Origin of the sequence: Mesorhizobium sp. M0833 (assembly GCF_040319905.1) — a bacterium.
GTDB lineage: Bacteria > Pseudomonadota > Alphaproteobacteria > Rhizobiales > Rhizobiaceae > Mesorhizobium.
The window spans coordinates 193822-219159 of the sequence record NZ_JAMYOQ010000008.1 but is presented as its reverse complement, the minus strand read 5'-3'; the positions used below and the strand labels follow the sequence as shown (position 1 = coordinate 219159).

Below are 25338 nucleotides of genomic sequence, written 5' to 3'. Positions count from 1 at the left end.
GCCGAAACCGAAATGCCGAACCGTTTCGCGGCCGACCGGCGGCTCTCGCCACCCAAAACCGCCGCTACAACACGTTCGCGAAGATCATCCGAAAGAGGTCGCGTCATCCGATGCTGGCCTCCACTCCAGCCAGCATCTTGAATCACAAAACCGACTGATCCGGAATCCCCTTCCATTCCGTCAAATCAGGAACCGCTCTAGTGGACAGATTGACGCATTGATTCCTTCGGGTTGACAGCACGGAACTGATTCGCACAATTTGCCGAAGCAGAAGTTCGGCGGATTGCCTGGAAGACAAATCATGACTTCAAAGGACGGGCGCCGGAGATGCCTTCCTCCAGCTACAACCTGCCTTAGACGTTCTGGCCAATCCGATCGCCGATACCGTCATCTACTCGCTTGTACCGTCCCGCACCCTGAGGCGCGCTGGCTGAGTCCGCCGCGTCCCGAAGCTCGTGTCAAGCGAAGTGAGGATTTGACCCCTTGGGCGAAACGAGGAACTGACTCCCCTCATTGTTTTGCGGTTTCGTTGGTGTCGAGCGTCGTTGCGGCCTCCTGCAATAGGCCGGAACGACGCTTTTCGCGAAGCCGGTAGCTGTCACCGCGGATGGTGATCACTGTCGAATGATGAAGCAGGCGATCAAGGATCGCGGTTGCCACCACGGGATCGCCAAACACGCTGCCCCATTCGCCCACCGAGCGATTGGAGGTGATCAGGATCGATCCCCGCTCATAACGCCGCGACACCAGCTGGAAGAACAGATGCGCGGCATTGGCTTCGAACGGGAGATAGCCGAGCTCGTCGATGATCAACAGTTTCGGCCGCGACAGGGTCGTCAGCTGCTTTTCGAGTGAACCGTCGTCTTGGCCAGCATCGCCACGAGCGTCGCCGCCGTGACGAACTGGACGCTATGGTTTTGCCGGATCGCCTCGCGCCCGAGAGCCACCGCCAGATGTGTCTTGCCCGTACCCGGAGGTCCAAGCAACAGGACCGTGTCGCCGAGCAATTCAGCGGCAGGTCGCCAGCTCCCGGATTTGGCGCTGATCCAGCGACGGCTGCGCGTCGAAGTCGAAGCCGTCGAGTTCGCGCACAAACGGGAACTGCGCGACCTTGCCTGCCATGGAGATGCGCCGCTCGTCGCGCCGCGCGATATCGCGCGTCACCAGGAAGGCCAAAGCCTCGCGCAAGGTCATTTGCGAACGCGCCGCTTCGTCCAGCAGCGTATCCAGCTGGTCCCGGATCGCGGTCAGCTTCAGCCGGTCGAGCTGAGCCACCAACATCTCGTGATCGACCGCCGTCATCACCAGCTGCCTCCCACCAGTGCCTCATATTCGGCGAGTGGCCGCAACAGAGCGGAAGGCGCAACGATATCCGCCGATGGTACCGGCGCAGCAGCGCCGACCACGCCGGCAAGATGCGCGCGCTCGACAATCCGTTGGCGACGTCCCCCGCACAAGGCATGATGCGCCACCACCTCGCCCGCGTGACGTACGATAACGCGGCCGCCCAACACCACGACTTGGACGCTCTCCCCGATCAGCCGCCAGGGAACCGAGTAACTGTTCGTGTCCAGGTCGATTGCGCAGTCCGCCTGGACCTTGCGCACGAGATCCCGCAGCTGCCCAAACGGCGCCCGTCCGCCCAGAGGGCGAAGCGCCCCAGCCTCTTCGGCAAAGCGCTCCGCAGGAGCCACGCCGGTCATGTCATGCACACGCTGATCGGCAATCTCGCGCGACCACCGGTCCAGATGCGCCTCGAACGCCGCCCAGTTCTCGAACCGGCGGCCAGCAATCGCATTGCGCTTGACGTAGCCGACCCCGCGTTCGTCCTTCCCTTTCGTACGCGCCCGGTAGGGCGCATAAGCCCGCGGCGTAAATCCCCATTAGCGGGCAAAGGCGTGCAGCCGCATGTTGAACCGCACCTCCCGCGTCGCCGCATCGTGATGTTCGACCAGCGCCTTCGGGTTGTCGAACAGTACTTCCGTTGGAACCCCGCCGAAGCGAAGGAAGGCTCCTTCCATCCCCTGGAACCACTCCGCCTAGCGCTCCCGAAGCGAGGGACGGATATGCAGCCGACGCGAGTAACCCAGCGTTGCTACAAACAGGTGCACCCGAACACGCTCGCCGCCGATCCACGTCCGCGTGTCGCCAAAGTCGATCTGCATCTGATGTCCCGGCGCCGTCTCAAACCGAACCGTCGCGCGTTTCTGCGCCCTCAACTCCCGACGCCAACCCTGCACCCGAAGCTCCACCGAACGAAGCCCTATGACGATCCCATGTTCGCTCTTCAGTTCCTGGCGCACCACATCGGCATTGCCGCCATGGCGGAAGAAGCGCTCCCGCAGCCAATCGTCCAGCCCGTCAAAACGCGGTCGGCCGCACAGGCTTGCGAAACGGAACAGTCCCGCCCTCAAGTAGATACCGACGCACCGTGTTGCGCGCGCACCCGAATTCCTTCGCCAGCCGCTTCGCCCCCCAGCCAAGCTCATGCAGCCGCAGCATCGCTGCCACCTCTTCAGGCTGAAGCATCTCCTCTCCCTGCATCGTTCTCGACAATGCAGGAATCGCCGAAATCCCAATCGTCATCCATGCCTCCTCTCATAACCGAGGGGTCAGTTCTTTATTTCGTCAGGGGGTCAATTTCTCAATTCGGCCGACAGCTCGGCGGCGGCTGATGTTCATGGAGCATGGCGGCGGAGAAACTCCCCTCCCGAGCACGCTGCAAAGGCGTCTTGTCGGACGCTCCCAGCGCTGCCATCTGACGCGCGGGCCAGCGTGGCTGACCTCGGACGCCGGTTCACCATCCAGCGCCAAGAAACAAGGCGCCTTCCCACGCGACTTTGGCAGCTCGGAATTGACACCGCACGGGAAGCGCTTCTCGGCGCTGAAACAAACGAAACACATCGCGTTCGGCGTAGAAAAACGCCTGAAACAGGGATGGTTTAAATCCGATGGCACCGCTGCATCCCGCGGCGCCAATCATGGAGTGTTGCAATGTCGAGAATGCGAGCAGCTTACAGCTCTTTCAGGGACTATCGCGTTCGCCGCAGAGCGGAACGGACCCTTGCGGCAATGGAGGACGCCCTTCTGAAGGACATCGGGATCAGCCGGTCCGAGATTGGCTTGGTGGTCCGCGGCTTGAAGCGCGGCCAAGAAGACAAGGCGGGCTGAAACCGTGAAGCTTTCATTTACGCTCCCGCTACTGGCCTGTGCGAGCGTGGCCGCCCTCTGGCGGCTCCCGCCGCCAATGCCCATGGCTCGGGTCTTCCGCACCGCCAAGCCAAGGCGGCGGCAGCGGTTGGAGACGATACGACAAGCGTCGAGCTGTTCGAAAACCTCGGTAGCCATTCCTATCCTCTCACCACCGCCAGCCCGCTGGCGCAGGACTATTAATTGTGGCGGCTGCGGTACCAATCCCAGATCCCAGGTGTCGAGCAGGCAGGCTGGGCCTGCAAGCCAGCCTTTCTGCGCCCACACGTGATAGTGGAAGCGCGGGGCAACGCAGCTGATCCTGAAACTCAGAAGTCTGAGCGGGGCTATCCCCCCTAGAGTCACAAAATCGCAATAATTAGGCCGCAAGGGCTGAGGCGCTGGACTATCAGGCGGCGGCGCGCTCAAGAATAGAGGTAACCCATGCCGCGGATGGTCCTGATCACCTCCGGCTTGGAGGGATCGACCTCGATTTTCTTTCGCAGGCGCGAAACGCGAATGTCGATGCTACGATCGAAGGGATCCCATCCGCGGTCATGGGCGAGTTCGAGCAGTTGATCGCGGTTGAGTACTCGTCCGCGATGTTCGCTGAATACTTTCAGAAGCCGGAACTCCATCGGGGTGATCGCTATCTCGAACCCCTCGGCGTTGTACAATTTGTGTGCGCCCGGGTCGAAGCGGCACTTGCCGAACTGGACCAGGTGGCCCGGAGTGCTCGCTTTCTCCGCAGCCCTTTCGCTCGCCGACGTTCTGCGCAGCACGGCCTTCACCCGCGCCAGCAGTTCCCGCAGGTCGACCGGCTTCGCGACATAGTCGTCGGCGCCAATCTCCAATCCGACAACACGGTCGACGATTTCCGCCGATCCGGTCAGCATGATAATGGCAACGTCTGAGTGCTCTCGTAGATATCGCGCCAAGGAGAGGCCATCCTCACCCGGCATTCGGATATCCAATATGACCACATCGACGTGCTGGCTATCAACAAGTTCACGCAGAGCAGGCCCCGCGTTGGCCGGCGTCACGGCGTAGCCATGATGCTCCAGATATTCCGCTACCGTGTCGCGGATATCCGGTTCGTCATCGCAGACAACTATATGTGCGTGCGTCGTCAAATCGACCACCGAGCAACTAGCCTAATGGATAAGTTGCCCCTGAAGTGACGTGCAAATCAAGGGATCTGTCAAGTATTGTTGTTCACCAGATTCGAGACGAATGAACGAAGCTCGTTCGGTTTGATCGGTTTCTCAAGATAGGGCCGTTTCGCGGCGCGCAGGAACATCTGCGCGTCCGGGCTAATCGTGTCCCCCGTCAGGAAGGCTAACCTGTCGAGCTCGGCCGGATGGAGCTTGGCAATCTGGTTGAACAATCCCCGTCCATCCATGTTCGGCATTTTCAGATCGCTCAGGATCAGCGCGAAAGTGCGGTTCTGGAGGTGCAGCAGCGCTTCTTCGCCGGATCTGGCAATGGTGACCTTGAAACCATCTCGCCTGAGCACCTCAGCAACCAGCTCACCTACTTCCTCTTCGTCGTCCACCACCAGACAAGCAATGCCAGTTGAATTCGGGACTTCGTCTTCGGCCGTTTCGGCTCCTTCGTCGAGACGGTCCGAAGCAGGCAGCGAAAGTATGAAGGTCGAGCCACCCCCCTCGGGGGATTCGACCTCGATGGTTCCTCCATGGGAATGAACGATCCGATGGCAGAAGGACAGCCCGATCCCAGTCCCGGCCCCAATCTCTTTCGTCGTGAAGAACGGCTCGAAAATGCGGGGAAGTATCTCTTTGGGAATTCCCGGACCCGTGTCGGCAACGCGGACCACTATGTTGCCGGTTTTGGGATGTAGCCGCGTTGAAACCGTGATTGCCCGTCGCCCTTCCCAGCCGTGCAGCGCTTGTTCTGCATTGATAAGCAAATTGATCAGTACCTGGCCAAGCTGATCGGGATCCGCCAAGATCGGGGGAAGACCAGGTTCAAGATGAACTGAAAGCCCGATGTCCGACGATCGAATCGAATAGCTCGCCACTTCAACCGCTTCGGAAATAATGTCATCGATCGCAACGTTTGAGGTTCGCGTCGGCTGCTGTCTGGCCATCGCCAGGAAAGTCTTGACGATCCTGGCGCAGCGTTCGGCTGCCTTGCTCATCTTGTCGGCGCGTTCCACGACCTTGGCGTCGGTTGCGGTCTCCTTCAACAGCGACGACAGGCCAAGCACCACCGAGAGCGGATTATTCAGCTCATGCGCTACCCCCGCCAGCAGTCCACCGAGGGCCGACATTTTTTCGTTCTGATGCAGCGTCTCGCGCTGTCGCTCTAATTCCTGCTGCATTTCGAGACGGTCGGTGAGATCGTACGTGTGGGAAACAATCACCTTCTCACCGCGGTAATCGATCAGTCGTGACGAGATCGAGCACCAGCAAGTTCCACCGTCCTTGCGTTTGAGCTGGGTTTCGAAATCGTCGACCGACCCCGTCGCGAGCAGCCGCTCAACGTATCGCATCCGCTCTGAAGGATCGACATAGTAGTCGACGGCGCTGGTGACGTCGCCGAGCAGTTCAACGGTGGCGGGACTGCGGTAGAGCAGCTTCCCGTCATGCGCGCGGGTCATCTGGATGTTAACGGGGCATGCTTCCAGGACTTTACGGACCAGTTCATCCGCTTCCTTGGCGGCCTCCTCGGCGCGCTTGCGCTCTGTAATGTCGACACGGGTGACCACGAACCCGCCTTCGCGGGTCGGACAGTTCGAGACGAAAAACCAACCGCCGTCTGTATGACGGAATTCCTGTTGCCGGAACTCGCGGCGGTCCCTTGCCCTCTCGGCAAGCCAGTCGTCGATCTTATCCAGTGGAACCGGAAACTGGTTGCGCTCTGCGGTCACGCGGAGGAACTCGAACCAGTTCACTCCGGGAACGAGCACATCCGCGCTTATCGCGTGCATCTGGCGGTACCTGCTGTTGGCCAGCACAAGGCAATCGTTCTTGTCGTACAGGGCAAACCCTTCGGCCAGGGATTCGATCGCGTCGATCAGCCGCTCGTTTGCCTTGCGCGTTTCTTCCTGGGCGGTGATCATGTCGGTGATATTCGTCGTGTTCGAGACTATCACCTGCCTTCCCTGGAAATGGATCAGGCGAGCGGAAACGGAAGCCCAGAAGGCCTTGTCCTCGGTGTCGTACTGCTGGACCCGAAAATCATCGATCCTGCCCTTTTCGATCAGGGTGCGCTCCACTATTGCGCTATAGTTGGGATCGACATAGTGGTCGGTTATTTGCGGGCGGTCGGCGTAGAGCTCTCTGGTAGCAGGATTGCGGTAGAGCGTTTCTCCCTCGAAAGTGGTCATCCGTATCGGCGAAGGGCAGGCATCGAGCACCTTTTGCAGCAGTGCCGTGGCGTCGCGCTCGACAGCCTCGGCCTTCTTGCGCTCGCTGATGTCGGCGCGCGTTACGACGAAACCGCCAAGATCGGTGCGATGTATCGAGACCGAGTGCCATTTGCCGTCGGAGAGAGGTACCTCGAAATGGGAATGGAACTCGATCCGGTCTTGGGTCCGCTCGTCGAGCCACTCATCCTCGCGCCCAACCGCATTGCGGTACACGCCGCGCTCGGCGGATTCGCGAAGGAGTTCGTTCCATTCCACGCCCGGTTCACAGAGATCCCGCACCGGATGGTTCAGCTCGCGGTAAAGACTGTTGCACATGACGAGCCGGTGATCTTCGTCATAAAGTGCGAATCCCTCGGAGAGTGATTCAACTGCGTCTGCGAGCATCTCCCGCGCCGCAGCGACTTCGCCATCACGCTTCTTCTGCTTGGTCACGTCGGCGATGCCGGCGAGAACCACTCGCCGGCCCTGAAACTCGCCGATCCTGAGATTGCCGGTGGCCCAGAACTCTTGCCCGTCAGGTCTTTTAAGAAGCACCTCGCAATTTTCGACGACGCCCTTTTGCATGAGCTCTCGATTGATTTCGCGGTGTTTCTCGGGGTCGACAAAGTAGTCGTCGAGCCGCACCGTCTCGCGTCGCGCTTTTTTGCTCCATCCAAGCAGCCGTTCGGCAGCATTGCTCTGGTAGATGAGTTCGCCCGAACTCGCGTCGTTCATCCATACCGGCAATGGATGATGCTTGATCAGGAAACCGAACAGGTCCTCGCGCTGCTTCCGTTCCGTGATGTCCAATACCCCGATGATGAGCGAGGGGCGCCCGCCATAAACGCCGCGACGGCAGTTGGTCGAGCACCAGACGGTCGATCCGCTAGTGTTTCTAAGCGGGATTTCGTGATCTCGCACGATCTCGCTGTTGCTGGCGAGAGCACTGATTTCATCGAATTCGCCAGTATTCACGAAATGATCCGTCAGGAATTGCGGTTCGTTTGGCGTCCATTTTCGGCCAAGCAGGTTCGACGCATCGAGGCTTTCGTAGAGGATCTGCCCGCTTCCCGCGTCCACCACCCAAACGGGCAACGGGTGACTGTCGGTGATGCAGCGGAATATCTCCGCTTTTTCCTGGTGCGCGATCTGCGCTCGCTTCATCTCGGTAATGTCGACGCTTACCAGGGCCATGCCGCCATCCAACCGAAGATGTGCCGTGAGCAACTTCCACCGCCCATCCAATGTCTCAGCTTCAACTGGACCCTTGTCGATTTGCATCCATCGCGTTGCGGCGCTTTCAGCGAACGCGTTGCCGGGCTCGATGGGCCGGCCGTCGAAACTTTTTAGCGATGAGAGGGCTTCGGCGACCGCGGCAATGGCGTCCATCGGCTGCATCTCGCTGCGATCGAGCCGCTGGCCTCCAAACATCTCCGGATTGCTACCAACGAGGACATTGTTGGCGTCAAAGAGGGCATAGCCTGTGTGAGTGGATGTAACCGGATTATCAGGCCGCATGGTCGTCCCCTTATTCGCGTGATCTCCCGAGGGCTGATATTAGACCCTTTTTGTTTCAGCACGCATTCAGACGCTGCGTGATTTGTCTCAACTGTTTCGGCGCGTGGGAGTCTTCGCCGAGGCTGACGTGAAAACGAAACTCTATCCAATGCTCCAGAAAAACGGCCGAAACACGAATGGCGTAGATTGGACAGTGCCGCCGTGGAGCGGTTTCATCTGGCCGCGAGATTGCGGCATTCCATTCGTTCGGACCGTTCGGCTACGCCGCCAGACTATTCGCAACCTTGTCGGAACCGGACGATCACTTGCGTGATTCTCTGTTTCGATGAACCCGGACGAACGAAGTTCACCCGCGCCCCGTACGCTGAAACAAACGAAACATTTCCACGGCACTACAGAAAAGCGCCTGAAACGAAGGCGGCGTCTCACAAGAGGAGCCGCAGTGCGGCAGATGCTCGCCGGCTCCGCCCGCAAAGGCGCGCCGAGGGGCTAATGACGATGGGCAAGTGAACAAGGTCGATTGACCAACCATCTAACCTGAAAGCTGGTCCAACAGTTATCCACGCCAGCCAATTCGCCGCCATCTTGATATCCTCCTCCGCCAAGCGCATGGCCCCTGCCGGCTGTTCGCGCGTCAGGCGGCGTCAGAGTGGTTTTACATCGTGGAGCTTCAAAGAAAGACACCACGAACTTTAGGATCATGAGCGGGACAAACTTGCAGCATGGCCTACAAAAGATCGTGGTGTCGCTAACGCTTTCCGGCTTCCCCAGAGCTGAATTCAACGCAACTGGCTCTCCTGACTTAGTCCGGACCTGCTCGTGAGCGTCAGATCGTCCGCGGTGTGTGGGCGTAGGTAGCGCGGTTTATGCCGGCAAAGAACGGGGAACACCTGTGCGGTCAGCCCGCCGCTGATCCCTTCGACATTCGACCTCCTGGTCGCGCATCCTGCCAACTCGACCGAATATAGTCGGGAATTCTGAACCGACGGCGGTAGTCACCGGGCGAGATGCCTGTCAGGCGCCGGAACAGGCGACTGAACGAGGAAGCGTCCTCGTAGCCCACCTCGCGACCGATCGCATCCACGGGGGCGGAGCCGGTCTCGAGCATCTGCTTCGCCTCCTCGATGCGCAGCGCCTGGACATAGGTAAGCGGCGAGTAACCGGTGGCCGCCTTGAACCGGCGGTCGAACGTGCGCTTGGGCAAGCCCGAAACCCGCGCCACCTCGGTGACGACATCCGCGCACTCGTAATTCTCCGCAAGCCAGTGCTGGCACTTGAGAACGAGTGCGTCGGCATGGATGACATTGACGGCCATGGACGCGTAGGGGAGCTGCCCGTCGCGGTGCCACTGATAGAGGAAGAACTTGGAAATGCGGATCGCTTCCTCGCCGCTTCCGTAGCGGGCGATGAGGAGGAGTGCGAGGTCCTGCCAGGACGAAGCGCCGCCGCAGGAGATGATGTTGTGGCCGTCGCCGCTCTGAACCAGGATGCGGTCCTCGTGCAGCAGCACTTCAGGGAACTCCTGGCGGAACACTGGTACATGGCTCCAATGCGTCGTCGTCTCGCGGCCGGAGAGCAGCCCGGCCGCGGCCAGGACTAGAGAGCCGCCACAGGCGGAACAAATTAAAGCGCCCTTTTCGTGCATCTTCGCGACCCAATCGATGATCCGGCGATCGAGGGCGTGAAGCTCCTCCGGCGTGAACACCACTGGGTTTGGCACGAAGACGATATCCGTCTGCTCGATGTCGTCGATCGAGTCCTGCGGAATAATGCTAACGCCGGTGATGAGCTCGAGCGGTCCGTGCTCGGCCGCGACAATGCGCGGCTCGAAGAGCTGCTCGCCGGGCGGAATCTTGAAAAACCTCCCCGCCGCCCAGAGCGTATCGAACACGCCGTAGATGATCGAGGGATCGCATTCCCGAAAGACGACGATGCTAACGCGCTTCGGCACCGTTTGTCCTCCAGCTTGGCCCATCTCGCATGGTTCCGGCCATTCTGCCTCTCTCGCACACGCCGCGCCACGACTATTTTCCCGCCCGATGTGCCAAGGGCACGATCTGACAGCGAACAACAGAGCCGGCCTCCGGACAGATGCTGGCGCAAAGCTCGCTGCATTCGTCCTGGCGTCGAACCATTTACAAGGAAACCCGAAATGATCACCGATTCACAAGGAAATGCGCTCTCCGGCGCGAGCTCGGAGGCAGCCGAATTCTTCTGTCAGGCCGTCGAAGCCTTCAATACCTATCGTGGCGATCCGGTTGGCTTGCTTGACAGTGCGATAGAGACCGCGCCCGATTTTGCTATGGCGCACATCATGAAGGCGCATCTTTTCGGCCTCGCGACCGAGCCGGAGGCGACCAATAAGGCGAAAGCGATCCTCGCCAAGGCGAAGACCATGCTGCTCTCGGAGCGCGAGGCGTCTCACGTCGCGGCGCTCGATATTCTCCTCAAGGGCGAGTGGACCGCCGCAGCAATCGCGCTCGACCGGCACAATGCCGACCACCCGCATGACATCGTGGCGTTACAATCGGGCCATCTGATGGATTTTTACCGCGCCAGTTCGCGCGGCCTGCGCGACCGGATCGCGCGCGTGCTGCCGAAATGGTCGGCGGAAACGCCCGGCTATTCGATCCTGCTCGGGATGCATGCGTTCGGTCTCGAGGAGACCGGTGACTTCGGCCGGGCCGAAGAGGCCGGTCGCCGCGCACTCGACCTTCAGCCGCTCGACTGCTGGGCTCATCATGCCGTCGCACATGTCATGGAGATGCAAGGCCGTGCCGAAGACGGCATCGGCTGGATGATCGCGCGCGAGCCGCACTGGTCGGGCGACGACAATTTCTTCCGGGTCCACAACTGGTGGCACCGTTCGCTCTGCCATCTCGATCTTGGCCAGGCTGATGAAGTTCTCGCGCTCTACGACGGACCGATCCGGCAGGACCGCAGCATGGTCGCGCTCGACATGATCGACGCCTCGGCGCTGCTGTGGCGGCTTTGTCTATCGGGCCACGACGTCGGTAACCGCTGGCAGGAACTGGCGGCAGCCTGGGACAGCCATGCTGACGGTCGCACCTATCCGTTCAACGACTGGCACGCTGTGATGGCCTATCTCGGCGCTGGCCGCACAAGCGAGGTCGAGCGTATCGCCTCGGGCTTCCGCACGGCAGGCGGTGTGGCGGAAATCGGAGAATGGGGCCGCAAAACCGCCCTGCCGCTGGTCGAAGGTTTCTCGGCATTCTGGCGCGGCGACTACGAAGCGGCGGCGGGTTTCCTCCATAGCGCACGTTTCATCGCCAATTCCTTCGGCGGCAGCCACGCCCAACGCGACATCATCGACTGGACCCTGACCGAAGCGACAATACGGGGCGGCCTTACCGGCATGGCTGAAGCACTCGCCAGCGAGCGCCTGGCGCTGAAGCCCCACAGCCCGGTCAACAAATCCTTCCTGCGCCGTGCCCGCGAGAACCCGGCGCCGGAACAGAAGGCGGCCTGAGCGATGTCTATGTTCCTGCAATCCATCCTCGGACGCTGGCGGGCGATGCGCAGGCGCCATCGCGCCGAACGCGACCTGCGCGACGCGCTCTTCGACCTCAACGACCATCTCCTGAGGGACGTAGGCCTTGGGCGTCCAGGAGCCGCCCGCGATCCCCAGACTATAGCGCATCCGCGAAGATTTCCCGGGGCATTCTAGCCGGGCGAGGCGGACGGGCACCGTCAGGGAATCATCCGTCGATCAACAGGCTGGGTTCCCCGAACGGAGAACGCAGCCCACGGCACAGACAGGAGGTGGTCCGGGCCTTTCCCGTCCCACGCGTCAAAGCAAGTCGAAACGAAAGGAAAATGCCACGAAATTTGTCAGAACCGCCGCGGCGTGCGCCGGCCATGCGCTCCACTGGGAAGAGCCTGCCCGTTTCGCTCGGGACGTAGCCGAATTCGCCGCCAGCCTCGCCTGAGCGAAGCCACCCTTCAATGTCAAACGACCCGCCATCGGCATGCTTCCGCAAGCGGGACTTCATTCAAAAGGACCAGAACAATGAAATTCAAATCGAACACTTCCCTGCACGCCATCACCGGGGGAGTGATACTGAGCGCCTCCGTCTTCGCTGTCGCAGCTTCGGCGCACGAGGCCTCGCCGCCGAAACCGAACTCTACAGGCCAGGCGTCGCCTACGCCGGGAACGCCGAGGCCCGCACCGCGAGCGTTCGGCCGCCGCTCTATGAAGGTCTGGGCGGCATGACCATGCCCATTGCCATGCATAGCATCGATGCGCAGGGTTACTTCGATCAGTGCCTCCGGCTGACATGGGGATTTAAGCACGGCGAGGCCCGGCGTTCCTTCCAGGAGGCCCAGAGACTGGACCCGAATTGCGCCATGTGTTTCTTTGGGCGAAGCATTTGCACTAGGCCCCAACATCAACGACGCCATGCGCGACGAGGCAGTGGCCCCTGCGCGCCAGACAATCGATCGCGCCTTGGCGCTCAAGGAGAAGGCCACTCCTAAGAAGAGGCGCTGATCGAGGCCCTTTCCAGACGCTACGGCACGAGTCTGACGGCGAGCCGATTGCCGCTGGATCAAGCCTGGGCCGAGGCGTTGGGCGAGGTGGCCACGGCCCATCCCGACGATGCGGACCTGCTGGTGCTCTATGCCGAGGCGCTGATGAACCTGCAGCCCTGGGACTATTGGGAGGCCGACAGGGTGACGCCCAAGGGCCGCGGCGACGAGATTGTCGCGGCGGTGGAGCGTGCGCTCGAGCTGGTTCCGGACCATCTCGGAGCGGCGCACCTACATCCATGCGTCGAGGCCTCAGCCGATCCGGGCCGGGCGGAGACCGTCGCTGACCGCCTGCGCGGCGCGGCACCGGCGGCAGGGCACCTCACGCATATGCCGGCACACCTCTATCTGCGGATCGGCCGCCACGACGACTCCATCGCCGTCAACCATGACGTCATCGCGGCGGATGTCTGTCGCGCTACACCCACCGCGTGGCAATCTCGAACCGCCGCCTGATCGGCTTCGATGAGGCCGGCGTCACCTTCCGCTACAAGGACTACCGTCGCGACGGCGCTGACATGCAGCAGGTACTGACGCTAGCTGCCGAGGAGTTCATCCGCTGCTTCCTGCTCCATGTGCTGCCGCGCGGCTTCCATCGCATTCGGCACTACGGCTTGCTCGCCGGCTCTGCCCGCAAGGCCAGCCTCGCGCTCGCCCGCCAACTCCTGAACGTCGCCGCACCGTCCGACGATGACAGCCCGGACGAACCGGACAACTTCCGCCCGCCATGCCCCTGCTGCGGCGGACGCATGATCATCATCGAGACGTTCGAACGGTGGAGACAGCCACGCGGACCGCCCGCCTCAAGAGCGCCGAACCGGAGAGGCCCCATGATCCGGCATCGCATCATCCAGATTCAGGCCTCAGGCATCCAGCCTCCGGCAACGGACCCACGCATGTCCATGGTGACTATCGCAACCGACGGAGTCGCGACGAGCCACGTGCACGGCCGGCTAAACCGCGCGGAGGCATAACGAAGCGGCCTATCCGCATCCACCCCCGCGCTTCCCAGCGGCGGTCACGCGATCGCCGACATCGGCCGCCTTCGAAATCCCCATAGCCATCGCCTGTGGCCCTCGGGTTCCTTCCTCGGGGACTTTCGTACGCCTGCCGGCGCCCGAAACTCTTATATGGGGATGGTCAACTACAAACGGCATCACGTCGACATTGTCATGTACCTCCGCGACAATCCGTAGATCCATTCGATGGGTCCGTTAGCGTGACGCGGTTCGCGAACGAACCCAGTCCACCTTATATTCGGTCAGGGCGCATGCACCTGTTCCATGATCCCGCTTGCGGCGGATTCGGAACCCAAGAGGCGAAACCATTCTTCAACGGCGGCTGTTTGAGGCCATGAGTTTCGTCGGTTCGTCTACCGAGGATCTGCCAGGCCCTGGTCGGTCCTGGAGATTATTAGAATCGATTAGCGTCTACGCTGATGGTTTCGTCAGGAGAGCTCCTTCTATAACGACTCCGGCGTTCACGTATTTCCACAGCGCAACAAGCAGTTTCCGAGCGAGGGCGATGATCGCCGTCTTCTTGTACCGGCCACCATTCTGGATGACTCGCGCCCTGAACCACTGGCTGAGTGCGGAATTGGGTTGATGGCGAGCCCAGAGCCACGCAACCTGGACAAGCGTCGACCGGAGCCTTGGATTGCCGGACTTCGAGACTCCCTGCTCGCAATTAATCTGCCCACTTTGCCAGGGCGTTGGCACCAAACCAGCGTAGGCGGCAACCTGTCGTCGATTGTCAAACTTGCGCGATAATCCCTCAGACCACAGGACGGCCGCGAACTCCGGACCTATTCCCTTGAGGCTGAGCAGCAGGGCCGGTGTTGGCTCATCTGCCGCGACGAGCAAGGCGTCGCGTGCCTCTTCAACATCCTTGATTGCTGGATCAGCAACTCGATGCGATCAAGCTCGCGGCTGATCTGCGCCATGAGCGCTGGCGGCAGTGGACGCCCATCTCCGGTAATGAGCGCATCAGGCATTTGCGTCGATCGCAACATCGCGCAAACCCGAGGCTCGCCGCGGTTGTAGGCCAACAACGCTCGAACCAGTGCTTCCCCATCAATCCTGTCGGTCTTGGCCCGCCGGCGGCGACGTGATGTGGCAATGGATGCCGGGTCCACGACATAACTCTCGATGCCTTCGCGTTCGAGGACCCGATGTATCCAGAATCCATCCAGACCAGCTTCCTGGATTGATATGACCCGGAAACGCTGCCCTGTCCGCACTTCCGCCTTTCGTTGCAGCTCTGCGAAGTGATCGAGCAAACCCGGAATGTCGCCCCCCGACACGAGGTGTCTCGACATTCTCTCGCCTTCACCTGGCGAAAGCGAAGTGACGAGCCATTTTGAACGAGACAGTTCTAACGAAACAAATATTGCGGCAAGATCGACGCGGATAGCGGCCGGGGCTTTGGTGGTGTTGGCTTGCATGCTGACCTCCAGGTGATGTTTGTCGACTTCACTCTGGCAGAGCGCTGGTCGCCTTCCATCCCCATAGGATCTTCACGATAGCGGACCGGCAGTTTTCAGGCAGAAATAGTCGGAAGCGCACATTTAGGCACGCCGGTTGCAAGTCGTTAACTGACCGAAGCGGTACGGTCGACTGCCCCACCAAGCTCAGGCTCCTGTCACTGGCATCGCAACCAGGACGGAGCCCTCTTCGACCCTCGCAGGATAGGTCCTGAGATTGACACAAGGCGGCAGCCGCTTTGCCGCGCCGGTGCGATAGTCAAAGGCGCCCGCGTGCTTGGGGCATTCGACCTCGTAATGCATGACCAGTCCGTCGGCGATGTGTACCGCTTCGTGCGTGCATAGGCCGTCGGTGCAGAACACTTCATCATCGGGCGAGCGGAAGATAGCGTAGGTACGGCCTTCATGGTCAAAACGGCGGGCACCTTCCTGTTCGATATCGTCGAGGCCGCAGACCGTGATCCAGCTGGACATTTTTTCCTCTATGAGTTGCGGTCGGGCCTCCGGAACGGCAATGCCGCCCGGAGGCCCCGGTCCTGGGCTCAGTTCTTGTCGAGGTAGTCGGCGGCGTTGGCCGGGGTCACCAGTTCGAACGGCACGTAGACGACGCGTTCGACCTTCTCGCCCTTGGCCAGCGCGAGTGCAGCGTCGACGCCGCCGCCACCCTGGCCCTTGGCGTTCTGGAACACGGTGACCGCGAGATCGCCGGCCTTCATCGCCTGCAAGCCGTCCTGCGTGGCGTCGATGCCGCCGACGACGACGTTCTTCATGTCGACGCCGTTGGCCTTGAGCGCCAGGATGGCACCGATAGCGGATTCGTCATTGTTGGCGATGACGGCGTCCGGCGCGCCGCCGGCGGTCAGCCAGTTCGTCATCAGGGTCTGGGCATTGTCGCGCGACCATTCGGACGACTGCTTGTCGACGATCTTGATGAAGTTGCACATGTCGGTGCCGAAGATCTGCTCGACATCCTTGGTCCGCTGCAGGGCCGCCTGGTGGACGAGGCTGCCCATGACGATGTAGGCTTTGGCACCTGCCGACTTGCCCTTGGCGCGCAGCATCTTGCACACCTCGAACGCTTCCAGCGTGCCGGACTCCACCTCGTTGGAGCCGACATAGACCTGTTTCTCCGGCAGGTTCGCCATGTCTGACGGTTCGAGGTTGACGAAGACCAGTGGGATGCCGGCCTTGGCAGCTTCCTCGCTGAGCGTCCTTGACGCATTGGTGTCGACCAGCGTGACGATGATGGCGTCTACACCGGTGGCGATGAAGTTCTTCACCTGGTCGAGTTGCTTGGCGACGTCATTCTGCGCGTCCTCGACCTGGATGCCGGCGCCCTTCTCCTTGGCGCGGGCCTGCATGCCGTCCCTCAGCAATGTCTGAAAATTGTTGTCGAAGTTGACGATGCTGACGCCAATTTTTGCAGCCATCGCATTGGTCGACATCAAGGCCGCCAACGCGGTCGAAATGAAAAGCTTCTTCACGGTTTTCCTCCCTTGTGGATGGAGTGCCGGTTCACCCCTCCTTCGACTTCCGGCCCTTGCGGGATGGCTTGCGCGGACGCCTCGCTCGGCTGTCTGATCGGGCTGTCATTGGGCGGCGTTGGCGCGCGCCTTCTTCTTCTCGTAGCGGGCCTGCATGCGGGCCTCGCCTTCCTTGCTGCCGTCGTGGAAAGTGCCCAACCATCGGTCGAACGGGATGAGGCCGTCGCCGTAGTTCACCTCGAAATATTTGTGATGGAGGTAATGGATGTAGGCGTGGCTATCGATGCTGGTGTCCTCGCCGAGTTCGACCTTGTCGAAGCCGACATGACCGGGAATGGCGCCGAAGCCGGCATAGTGGAGCTGGTAGAGCGCAAGCAGCGGGTTCGACGGGATGACCAGGTGCCAGAGTGCAACGCCGAGATAACCGAACTGCTCGACGGGATGCATCGACAGCGACGACCAGGGCGACGGGTTGACGGAGTTGTGGTGCACCGAATGCACCCATTTGTAGAGCGGCGGCCAGTGGATTGCCCGGTGCAGCAAGAAGAAATGCGTCTCGTGGATGATTGGCACTACCAGCGCCAGGCAAAACAGGTAGACGGGATGCTCGGCGACTGTCAGCCACGGCGCGTAGCCATTGGCATAGGCGTAGAGGATCGCGACCTCGATCGCCGTCCAGATCGGCATGCCGGTGCCGAAGGTACGCAGCATGTTGTCGAGGTTCTGGTTCTCGAAGAAGAAAGCCTTGCTCTTCTGCTCGGAGGGCCATTTGCCGTTGTATTTGAAGCGATTGCCCTGGGCTCTCAAAATGTAGAGCCGGAGCTCGAAGACGCCGAAGAAGACAAGCAGCGCCGCGCAGTTGACGAGGAAGAGCCTGAAGATCCATCCGACGCTCAGCGTCTTCATAACCTCGACGTCGGGCAGCACGTAGTGCCACCACCCGACCGCCGAGAGCGCGAACAGCAGATTGTAGGGCAGGAAATAGTGCGGCAGCCATTTCAGCAGCGCCAGCGGACGAGGCGGAAAGGCGAACAGCGGCGCGGTGCCTGCCGGCTCGCTCGGAGCCCAGTCGCCTCTTTTGTTGCGCGTGCCGTATTTCAGGTCGTCCATGTCGATCTCACAGGGATTGGGAAAGGGTGAGGAAGCGGTCATAGGCGGCATCGTCCATGTCGACCTGGTGCTTCGCTTCGGGATAGGCGCCGGCTGTCACATCGCGACCGAAGGCGCGGAAGGCGGCGATGCGCCTTTCCTGCAGTTCGGCGTCCAGTGTCACGAAATCGGCATAGCGTTTGGCGTGGCGCGGATAGTGACCGGTGTGGGTGCCGAGCACGTCACTGGAAAACAGGTACTGCGTGTCGCAGGCGCTGCCGCATCCCATGCCCATGGTGATCAGTGGGGTCGAGCGCGTGATGTGATCGGCAAGCCGCACCGGCACGACCTCGACCTCGATGCAGGCGGCACCGGCATTCTCAAGGTCCTTGGCCGCGCGCAGCACCTTGAAGGCTTCTTCGGCGGTCTTTCCAACGGCGCGAAAATTCGTCCAGGTGGCGCGGTTCGGCACCAGGCCGACATGGCCGGTAACCGGAATGCCCTCCGCCGCCATCGCCTCGATGAAGCGCGGTGAATGCGAGCAATAGACGGCGTCGGCGCCGCGCTTGATCATGTCAAAGCCGAGCCGTACCGCCTCGTCGGGCGAGGCGACCGCGCCATGCGGCATGCCGACCGACAAGAAGGCGAAAGGCGCCGCCTCACGGATCAATTCCAGATTGTGGTCGGGCTCGCTGGAGAGGATTGCGATATCGCAGGCGACAGCCGCGGCGGCCTCAGCCGGCGTGTCGACGTGAAGCTGCAGCCATTTGCGGCTGCCCTTGGCGCTCCTCAGATCGTAGGCCGTCAGCCGTCTCGTCACTAGTCGTCCTCCCCTTCGCGGAGCCTCATTGCATGTGGAAGAATGCCCCCTCACCCGGATTGCCATCCGATTTGTGGCAATCCGACCTTTCCTCGAGGGGAAAGAGATCGTCTGCGCTTGGCGCCAGCCTCTTCTCCCAACGGGGAAGGCGGATGCAAAGCGGCTGGATGAGGGGGCGAACTTCATATGCGATCGCCGTCCGTTCGCAGGGAGTTAGCACGGTGACGGAGGCGAAGCTCGCTCTACCTTGATCAAATCAGATCAAAGATTCTCGGCAGTGAAGGTGACGAAGCGGATCGGCGGGTTTTCGACTTGCAGGTCGTGCAGGTTCAATGTCGCCAGCACCAGGTCCATGGCTCGCCTCGCCTGCGCCTCGGGTGCCTGGTCGAGCACGACATCCATCGTACCCTCGCGAAGTGCAACGGCGCTGCGCTCGGTGAGCTCGTGGCCGACGAAGAAGACCTGGCGTCCGAGCGGATTTCGGCGCAGGACATCGTTGAGCGCCGAATTGGCGCCGCCTGCATTATAGAGGCCGGCAAGGTCCGGCCAGCGCTTCAAGGCTTCAAGAAGCTGCTCAGCGTTGCGGTCTCCATCGTCATGGCCGAACAGCGCCCCGATCGGTTCGAAATGTTCGGTCGCCGTCTCCATCAGGTAGTCGAAGAAGCCGCGCACGCGGTCGCGGTGCACGCGGTAGATCTGGCTGTGGCAGACCGCCACCACCTTGCCTGGCCGCCTTTGCATGCGCGACAACAACAGCCCTGCCATGCGTCCGGCGGCATAATTGTCGATACCGACATAGGCCCCGCTGGTGCCGGAAATCTCAGTGACAATCTGCACGGTCGGGATGTTTTCGGCCTCGAGTTTCCTCAAGGCGGCGCCAACCAGCGGGTGGTCGGGAACTGCGAGGATCAGGCCGGCGCGGCGCATGTCCGGATCAAGGATGCGCCTGGCGATCGCCGCCGGGTCCGCCTCGTCGAGAAAGGTGCGGTGGACGGCAATGGAACGATCGAGCGTCGCGGCGATGCGCTCGAAAGCGCGAGACAGTCGGGCAAAGAAGGTGGCGTCCGGACGCACCAGGATGACCTCGATCCTGATCACCCCGTGATGAGCTTCCGGCAAGCGGCGAGGATAGTCGAGCGAGCGAGCGGCGGCGACGACCTTCTCGACAGTGGCAGGCGTGACGCCACCCCTGCCGTTCAGCACGCGCTCAACCGTCGCCGTGCCAACCCCGGCGCGGCGGGCGATGTCAAGAAAGGTGGGCTTTGGAATCTGGTCACCTCCCAGTCACGAAGCCGAAGCCTAGCCAGCCGAGTCCGCTTTTCCAAGACCGATGATTTGCCGACTCCTCAAAGGGCCCATCCCAGGGATCTACGTCATCGAATGCACCGGTCCGGCTGTCGGTTGCTCCTGAGCTTTGAGAATGTCGGCTTCTGGGGTTATCCGTGCATTGCGGGAACGAGAAAATTGAAGCCCGGCCACTCTGCGGGGCGCGACAATCATCGAAGGAGAACATTTAGGTGAATGAGGATGCAGTCCAAGGCCGCTCGCGGAGATAGCCAGCTATCATGTCCATATCTATTACGACGGGCAAACCACATGCCGGATGGCTGCGTCTTCACATCGGAGAACGTTTCCGAGTACGCCTTGGCAATTGGCACGAGCAGAAAGTCGGCCCGCATGACCAGGCAATGTACCAGGTCTTATTTGCGAACGACTTTTTCGCTTCACTCGTTCCGTGGCTGATGTTGAACCATAAGGGTCTCAGCATACTCATTCACCCGAATACGACTAACCCCCGGCGCGACCATCTGGTCGATCCGATCTGGTAGGCCGGCCGCTAGCAGTAAACGGCGATATCCTTACAGACGATCATGAGGCGGAAGAGGCGCTGCCGCCCCACCAACCCGTCGCAACCGGCATACAATTCTTGGCGCAACTGACCTCCAGTGTGGTCACCCGGGAAGCGGCAAAGCTGATCTCTACGGCCGAGATGCGGCGCAGCCCGACGTCCAGATGGCGAAATGCCGGACCGGCCCGAGAAACTCCTGGGGGCGCGATTGGGATCACTCGCGCGCGGCTCTACTAGTCCGAAAACCTCACGCTGACGCCGCGCTGCCGAAAATAGGCCTGCATCAACTTGCGGCCCGAGCGGTTGTTCTGCGCCAACTTGGTCGGATCGAACACCGCCTGTTTTATTCCTTCTCGGGTCAGCGCCGCCTTAAGCGTCGCGATATGTGCGTCGATGTCGGCATTGTCCGCCCGGAGCGAGGCATAGATACTTTCGGTCGCCTGGGCCACGGTCGGTTCGCTCACAGGTGTCATCCTTTCGCTGGTTGAGCGGCGCCTTACCACAGATTCGCGGCGCCGCCGATACCGATGAGACCGTCAGTCGTCTCTACCGGCATAGCAGGTTCCTGGCGCGACCCAACCCCCCAATTGGACGATGGAGATGTCTGCTTTCGGGCTACCGCAAAATTGGACTTCAGGTCCAAGTTGAAGCGCATTGCTGCCTTTCGCATCACGGATGATGAAGGTCTCCGTTGCGTCAAAGCCCGTGAACTTGACGACATCACGGTCTCAATCACCGCGGATAGAGATTTCAGTTTCGAACGGAAACGGGAAACTGAAATAGCTGGCGGAATTGCCGGTGCAATGAAAGAAGCAGCCCAGCGAACTTTCAGCCATGTCCAGGCGAAAAAGACGGAATTCGGCATTTGCGCTGCGATCTCGACATTTGAAAATACACGTCGAGGTAATCGACCTCCGTGGCAATCGAGTCGAGGCTGAGGTTGCCGCCGCTCGCGCAGGCGATCATTCCACAAAACAAGTTTAAGAAGCGCCTCCCCTAGCTTTGCGGCGGGGATAATCCATCAGTTCACTCTTTGTTCTTTTCCGAAAACGCTTGGCGAGATATAATCTGGCGTGTCCTAAAACCAGATTCCTCAGGAGGCAGCGCGCAGATGACCGTCCAGCCCACTAGTACCATGCTGCAGGGGGACAGGATTCTCAATGAACCGACGATCAGCTGCCCAAGCTGCAAGACGGAAATCAAGCTCAATGAGTCGCTCGCGACCCCTATGATTGCCGCCACGCGTGAAGAATACGAATTGCGCCTGGCGCAGAGCAATGCATCGATGGTTGCCAGAGAAGAGGAGCTTAAGCGCCAGCAGGCCGAGATCGCCGCCGCCAAAGAGGACATCAGCAGGCAGGTGGCTGAGCAAATCAAGCTTGAGCGTGCCGGAATCGCGGTCGAGGAAGCCCGCAAGGCAAAATTGCTGCTGTCGGTGGACCTGGAGGATAAGGATAAGAAGCTTTCCGAGCTGGAGGCGACGTTGAAGGCGCGCGACGAAAAGCTCACCGAGGCCCAGCAGCAACAGGCGGAATTCCTGAAAAAGCAGCGTGCGCTTGACGATGAAAAGCGCGAGATGGCACTGACCATCGAAAGGAAGATCCAGGAGGGGCTGGACGCCGTTCGCGTCAAGGCGAGGTTCGAAGCCGAAGACGGCCTCAAAATGAAGGTTGCGGAGAAAGAAGAACAGATCGCCGGCATGCAGCGTCAGATTGAGGAACTGAAGCGCCGTGCGGAACAGGGTTCCCAGCAGCTCCAAGGCGAGGTGCCGGAGCTCGATCTGGAAGCCCTCATTGCCAGCCGGTTCCCAATGGACGTCATTGAACCGGTTGCCAAGGGTGAATTCGGCGGAGATGTCCTGCACCGCGTGGTCGGACCGGCCGGCCAGCCATGCGGCGCCATTTTGTGGGAATCGAAACGCACCAAGAACTGGAGCCAGGGCTGGCTGGGGAAGCTCAGGGCAGATCAACGGGCCGCAAAGGCGGACATTGCGCTGATGATTTCGGAAGCGCTGCCTCCCGGGGTGGAAACCTTCGATCTTCTGGACGGCGTCTATGTCGCCCATCCCAAATGCGCGATACCGATAGCAATCATGCTGCGACAATCCCTGATCGAGCTGGCGAACTCCCGCCTCGCCCAGGACGGCCAGGCTACCAAAATGGAGCAGGTCTATGGCTATCTGACCGGTCCGCGGTTCCGCCATCGCATCGAGGCCATCGTCGAAAAGTTCTCTGATATGCAGGAGGACCTGGCCAGGGAACGCAAGGCCACAACTCGCCTGTGGGCCAAGCGGGAGGCTCAAATACAAGGCGTAATCGAATCGACCGTCGGGATGTACGGCGACTTGCAAGGCATCGCCGGAAAGGTGATGCAGGAGATTGAGGGCTTGGAGGTCCTGGCCATTGAAGCATCTCTGCCCGATGCCGAATAGGCAATCGGTATGCAGCTCAACAGGAAAGCGATTGGCAATCTGGAGTGCTTCCCCGGACGTAACCATCGGGCTCCTTCGGAGGCGTAAGCAAAAGAAGCCCGCCGCACCTGAGGCAAACATCGTCGGCCGATCGCTGTGGCCGGTCAGTCCGCGCTCAGAGGCACGGCAGGTCAGGGTCGATGTCGGCGCGCGGATAAAAGGCATGTGGAGGTGAGCCGGTAATCAAGGCGAACTCGTCCAAGCCGCCGCATCCAGTGGCATTCGCGGCACTGTCCACCGAGCCTAGCGGACGCTTTATTCCATTGCTCACCACTGTCAAAAAAAGCGCGTTAACCGAATTTTCTACCCGGCAATGCTTATTCGCGAGACTGAACGGGTGAGGTGATCGATGTGTGATTCAAACTAAGCGCGTTTCCGCTGCATCGGCGGCGGAAATTGGTCGAAGCTATCGCCCGGGTCCTGGAATCCAAGAACGGGGAGGACGCGAATGCCTTCTGGCGCAGCACCGCCAAGACAATTCTCGTTCAACTGTCCGAATCAGGAATTGCACCCAGGCTCGCCGAACAAGAAGTCGGAGCGCTTCTTCATGCTGTCGTGGGCGATATAGCCACCCGGAGTGCTGCGAAACTTGCACAATAGCATCGGCTCACCACGACGGATCCGCGTGGAGACACCCCAGGGCTCCTCAAGCGTAGCACCACTGCATCCGTCAAATGCAAGGTTTCTCAGTGCGGATGAAAAGATCACCGCGTTCGTCGAAATCATGCGCGCGAACGTGCTCTCGGGCGAGATACGGTACGCCTCGCCTGTCCGGCGGTCATCGACCAAATCGAGGTAGGCGATGCGGAAACCCGCATTCATGGAAGGCCGACGGACGTTTTCCACGAGCTGGTGGTATGACGGCCGCCAACGACCTCGGCCTGACGACCGCCGTCCCCGCCCGGATAGAAGTGCTGGTCGATGCGCGGTTGAGGCCAATCAAGCTCGGCACGCAGGAAATCCACTTCAAATACGCTGCCCCTAGCCGCCTCTATTGGGCGGATCGGCCGGGGATGCGGGTCGTCCAGGCCTTGCATTGGATGCAGGACATGCTGACCCAGAAGGGCGAACGGAAGCGTATCCAGGCGGCGTTGCGCCGCCTGTTTGCCGACCCCAAGCACGGCGAGGCCATTCGCGAGGATCTGCGCGCTGGTCTCTCCGCCGTGCCGATCTGGATGCAGGAGTTCGTCCGCGAAATCCTAAGGGGGGACCCGCACGAGGCGAAGCCGTGAGTACCGATGCTTACCGCCAGATCACCCCGCGCCGTTCACACTGTGGACCGACCCATCATACCATCCAAACCAGGAAACTACGAAGCACGGGCGCCAAAATGGTGAACTCATGTAACTCGCGCATTGGAATTCCTCCTCGCTGTGTTCACCCGACAACTAAGGTCGCGTTCCCGCAGTCGGCTCCATGCCGTGCCGCGTTCCCTGTCCTATTCGGCATGACCTCCACTTTTTATCGCACCAACAAACCGAGGGGCATTCAACCTGACGCGACTACTGTGTAATCTCGCTTCATTCGCGGCAATCAGGCTTCAAAGTAGAGGCATATTGCTGCAACGCCAAGCGCAAAGCGCAGCTGGAGAACCGCGATGAACCAACAGGCGAACCTGGCAGATAATCTCAAAACTCTATGCGAACAGCACGGCACTGTATCGGAAGCATGCCGAAAGTTGGGCATCAATCGTCAGCAATTCAACAAGTATCTCGCCGGAACTCACGCACCGTCGCAGAAGAACCTCCGCTTGATCGCGAATTTCTTTGGGTTGAGCGTCGATGTCATGACCTACAACCCGCATGACTTCCAATCACTTGTCGAGGGAAATCACTTCCACCTGTTTAAACGGATTCAGAAATCGCCAAAGATGATGATGTTCATCACGGAAATACTGTCCGCGAATGCGACAGACGCGGCAGATTTTCTTGGGGCCTACGAACGCTACCACTACTCCTCGATCTACAAAGGTCAGATACTCAGGTCAATATTTTATCTCTATTCGAAAGACGGGATATTGATGCATAGCTACGTTGAACGGTTCCCGAACCTCGATGGCTCTAATAAGATTGACTATATTTTCAAATACCACGGATTCAGTTTCTATATTTCCAATCGCCTGTTCTCAATCGATTTCGAGACCATCCAACGTAACGAGATGACATTCAGCAATCTCGCCTCAATCGACCGAAATTCGAAGAAGTTCATGTTCGGGGTAACCAGCGGAATCGCGGCGAGCATGGTGCGACAGCCGGTTGCGCAAAAGGTGGCCATGCATTTTGTGGGAGACCGGAAGACTCGGAAAGGCGACCTGCGCCGTGCCACGGTGCTTTCACCGAGCGACGCTTCGATACCCAAGGAAGTGATCACCTATCTTACATCCGGAACGTCGACGATAGACTCCATTTGAGATTGACCGTCACCGCTCAAGCGAAGTGCGTCAGAGTGCTCAAGTGTCATGCCGCCTGCGAAATTGCGCTGAGCGCTGCTTGCGGGTGAAGTCAGCTGCCGTCGAT

20 protein-coding genes and 5 pseudogenes are annotated in these 25338 nt (G+C 60.4%); 10 read left to right on the top strand and 15 right to left on the bottom strand.

Annotated elements, in window-relative coordinates; all coding sequences use genetic code 11:
• The 3 pseudogenes from NKH98_RS12250 to istA form a co-directional block, all read right to left on the bottom strand.
• Positions 1-107: pseudogene (locus tag NKH98_RS12250) on the bottom strand (IS630 family transposase); the annotation flags it as partial.
• 403 nt (positions 108-510) lie between these two features.
• Positions 511-1302, bottom strand: a pseudogene (gene istB, locus NKH98_RS12245) (IS21-like element helper ATPase IstB).
• Positions 1302-2586: pseudogene (gene istA, locus NKH98_RS12240) on the bottom strand (IS21 family transposase). The pseudogenes istB and istA overlap by 1 nt, the downstream one beginning before the upstream one ends.
• A 408-nt stretch (positions 2587-2994) precedes the next feature.
• Between istA and NKH98_RS12235 the strand changes: the two are divergent.
• Positions 2995-3171 (top strand): DUF1127 domain-containing protein, encoded by a 177-nt coding sequence (locus NKH98_RS12235; RefSeq protein WP_502894233.1) that lies wholly within the window; start codon positions 2995-2997, stop codon positions 3169-3171.
• 443 nt (positions 3172-3614) lie between these two features.
• Here the strand turns inward: NKH98_RS12235 and NKH98_RS12230 are convergent, their stop codons facing one another.
• From NKH98_RS12230 to NKH98_RS12220, 3 genes are all read right to left on the bottom strand, one after another.
• Entirely contained in the window at positions 3615-4331 is a 717-nt protein-coding gene (locus NKH98_RS12230) for a response regulator (protein WP_352898709.1), read from the bottom strand.
• Between the two features lie 59 nt (positions 4332-4390).
• Positions 4391-8080: a PAS-domain containing protein gene (locus NKH98_RS12225; protein ID WP_352898707.1), complete on the bottom strand. Its 3690-nt coding sequence runs from the start codon at positions 8078-8080 to the stop codon at positions 4391-4393.
• An 898-nt stretch (positions 8081-8978) separates the two neighbouring features.
• Positions 8979-9971, bottom strand: a complete 993-nt coding sequence (locus tag NKH98_RS12220) for a GlxA family transcriptional regulator (protein ID WP_352898705.1) — start codon at positions 9969-9971, stop codon at positions 8979-8981.
• Positions 9972-10232: 261 nt separating this feature from the next.
• Between NKH98_RS12220 and NKH98_RS12215 the strand changes: the two genes are divergently transcribed.
• Positions 10233-11570, top strand: coding sequence for a tetratricopeptide repeat protein (locus NKH98_RS12215; protein WP_352898703.1), 1338 nt, complete (start codon positions 10233-10235; stop codon positions 11568-11570).
• 479 nt (positions 11571-12049) lie between these two features.
• Here NKH98_RS12215 and NKH98_RS12210 read toward each other — a convergent pair whose 3' ends face one another.
• Positions 12050-12559, bottom strand: a complete 510-nt coding sequence (locus tag NKH98_RS12210; RefSeq protein WP_352898701.1) for a hypothetical protein — start codon at positions 12557-12559, stop codon at positions 12050-12052.
• A gap of 78 nt (positions 12560-12637) precedes the next feature.
• On the opposite strand from NKH98_RS12210, the gene NKH98_RS12205 reads away from it, so the two are divergent.
• Together NKH98_RS12205 and NKH98_RS12200 are read left to right on the top strand one after the other, a co-directional pair.
• Positions 12638-13084 (top strand): hypothetical protein, encoded by a 447-nt coding sequence (locus NKH98_RS12205; protein ID WP_352898699.1) that lies wholly within the window; start codon positions 12638-12640, stop codon positions 13082-13084.
• Positions 13039-13449 (top strand): annotated as a pseudogene (locus tag NKH98_RS12200) (transposase); the annotation flags it as partial. The gene NKH98_RS12205 and the pseudogene NKH98_RS12200, both read left to right, overlap by 46 nt.
• Before the next feature lie 609 nt (positions 13450-14058).
• On the opposite strand, the pseudogene NKH98_RS12195 reads toward NKH98_RS12200, so the two are convergent.
• The 6 genes and pseudogenes from NKH98_RS12195 to NKH98_RS12170 form a co-directional block, all read right to left on the bottom strand.
• Positions 14059-15071 (bottom strand): annotated as a pseudogene (locus NKH98_RS12195) (IS110 family transposase).
• 186 nt (positions 15072-15257) lie between these two features.
• The gene (locus NKH98_RS12190) at positions 15258-15584 is read right to left on the bottom strand and encodes a MocE family 2Fe-2S type ferredoxin (protein ID WP_352898697.1); all 327 of its coding nucleotides are present in this window, start codon (positions 15582-15584) and stop codon (positions 15258-15260) included.
• 68 nt (positions 15585-15652) lie between these two features.
• A complete protein-coding gene (locus NKH98_RS12185) occupies positions 15653-16594 on the bottom strand; it encodes a substrate-binding domain-containing protein (protein WP_352898694.1) in 942 nt (313 codons plus the stop codon).
• A gap of 105 nt (positions 16595-16699) precedes the next feature.
• On the bottom strand, positions 16700-17704 hold the full coding sequence (locus NKH98_RS12180) for a sterol desaturase family protein (protein WP_352898691.1): 1005 nt from the start codon (positions 17702-17704) through the stop codon (positions 16700-16702).
• Positions 17705-17711: 7 nt separating this feature from the next.
• Positions 17712-18503 (bottom strand): 3-methyl-2-oxobutanoate hydroxymethyltransferase, encoded by a 792-nt coding sequence (locus NKH98_RS12175; RefSeq protein ID WP_352898688.1) that lies wholly within the window; start codon positions 18501-18503, stop codon positions 17712-17714.
• 261 nt (positions 18504-18764) lie between these two features.
• Positions 18765-19772, bottom strand: a complete 1008-nt coding sequence (locus tag NKH98_RS12170; RefSeq protein WP_352594645.1) for a LacI family DNA-binding transcriptional regulator — start codon at positions 19770-19772, stop codon at positions 18765-18767.
• A 296-nt stretch (positions 19773-20068) separates the two neighbouring features.
• On the opposite strand from NKH98_RS12170, the gene NKH98_RS12165 reads away from it, so the two are divergent.
• Complete coding sequence (locus NKH98_RS12165; RefSeq protein ID WP_502894232.1) at positions 20069-20332, top strand: DOPA 4,5-dioxygenase family protein; 264 nt, start codon at positions 20069-20071, stop codon at positions 20330-20332.
• Between the two features lie 253 nt (positions 20333-20585).
• Here the strand turns inward: NKH98_RS12165 and NKH98_RS12160 are convergent, their stop codons facing one another.
• Positions 20586-20825 carry a hypothetical protein gene (locus NKH98_RS12160; RefSeq protein ID WP_352898686.1) on the bottom strand — a complete coding sequence of 80 codons (240 nt, stop codon included), beginning with the start codon at positions 20823-20825 and terminating at the stop codon, positions 20586-20588.
• Positions 20826-20996: 171 nt separating this feature from the next.
• On the opposite strand from NKH98_RS12160, the gene NKH98_RS12155 reads away from it, so the two are divergent.
• From NKH98_RS12155 to NKH98_RS12145, 3 genes are all read left to right on the top strand, one after another.
• Positions 20997-21290 carry a hypothetical protein gene (locus NKH98_RS12155; protein ID WP_352898684.1) on the top strand — a complete coding sequence of 98 codons (294 nt, stop codon included), beginning with the start codon at positions 20997-20999 and terminating at the stop codon, positions 21288-21290.
• Between the two features lie 173 nt (positions 21291-21463).
• A complete protein-coding gene (locus NKH98_RS12150) occupies positions 21464-22783 on the top strand; it encodes a DUF2130 domain-containing protein (RefSeq protein ID WP_352898681.1) in 1320 nt (439 codons plus the stop codon).
• Positions 22784-23218: 435 nt separating this feature from the next.
• Complete coding sequence (locus tag NKH98_RS12145) at positions 23219-23422, top strand: DUF6074 family protein (RefSeq protein ID WP_352898679.1); 204 nt, start codon at positions 23219-23221, stop codon at positions 23420-23422.
• Here the strand turns inward: NKH98_RS12145 and NKH98_RS12140 are convergent.
• Positions 23321-23644, bottom strand: a complete 324-nt coding sequence (locus NKH98_RS12140; RefSeq protein ID WP_352898740.1) for a hypothetical protein — start codon at positions 23642-23644, stop codon at positions 23321-23323. The genes NKH98_RS12145 and NKH98_RS12140 overlap by 102 nt on opposite strands.
• Positions 23645-23679: 35 nt before the next feature.
• Between NKH98_RS12140 and NKH98_RS12135 the strand changes: the two genes are divergently transcribed.
• Both NKH98_RS12135 and NKH98_RS12130 read left to right on the top strand, forming a co-directional pair.
• Positions 23680-24054 (top strand): DUF6088 family protein, encoded by a 375-nt coding sequence (locus NKH98_RS12135; protein WP_352898676.1) that lies wholly within the window; start codon positions 23680-23682, stop codon positions 24052-24054.
• 365 nt (positions 24055-24419) lie between these two features.
• Positions 24420-25232, top strand: coding sequence for a helix-turn-helix domain-containing protein (locus NKH98_RS12130; protein WP_352502287.1), 813 nt, complete (start codon positions 24420-24422; stop codon positions 25230-25232).
• The last annotated feature ends 106 nt before the right edge of the window (positions 25233-25338 follow it).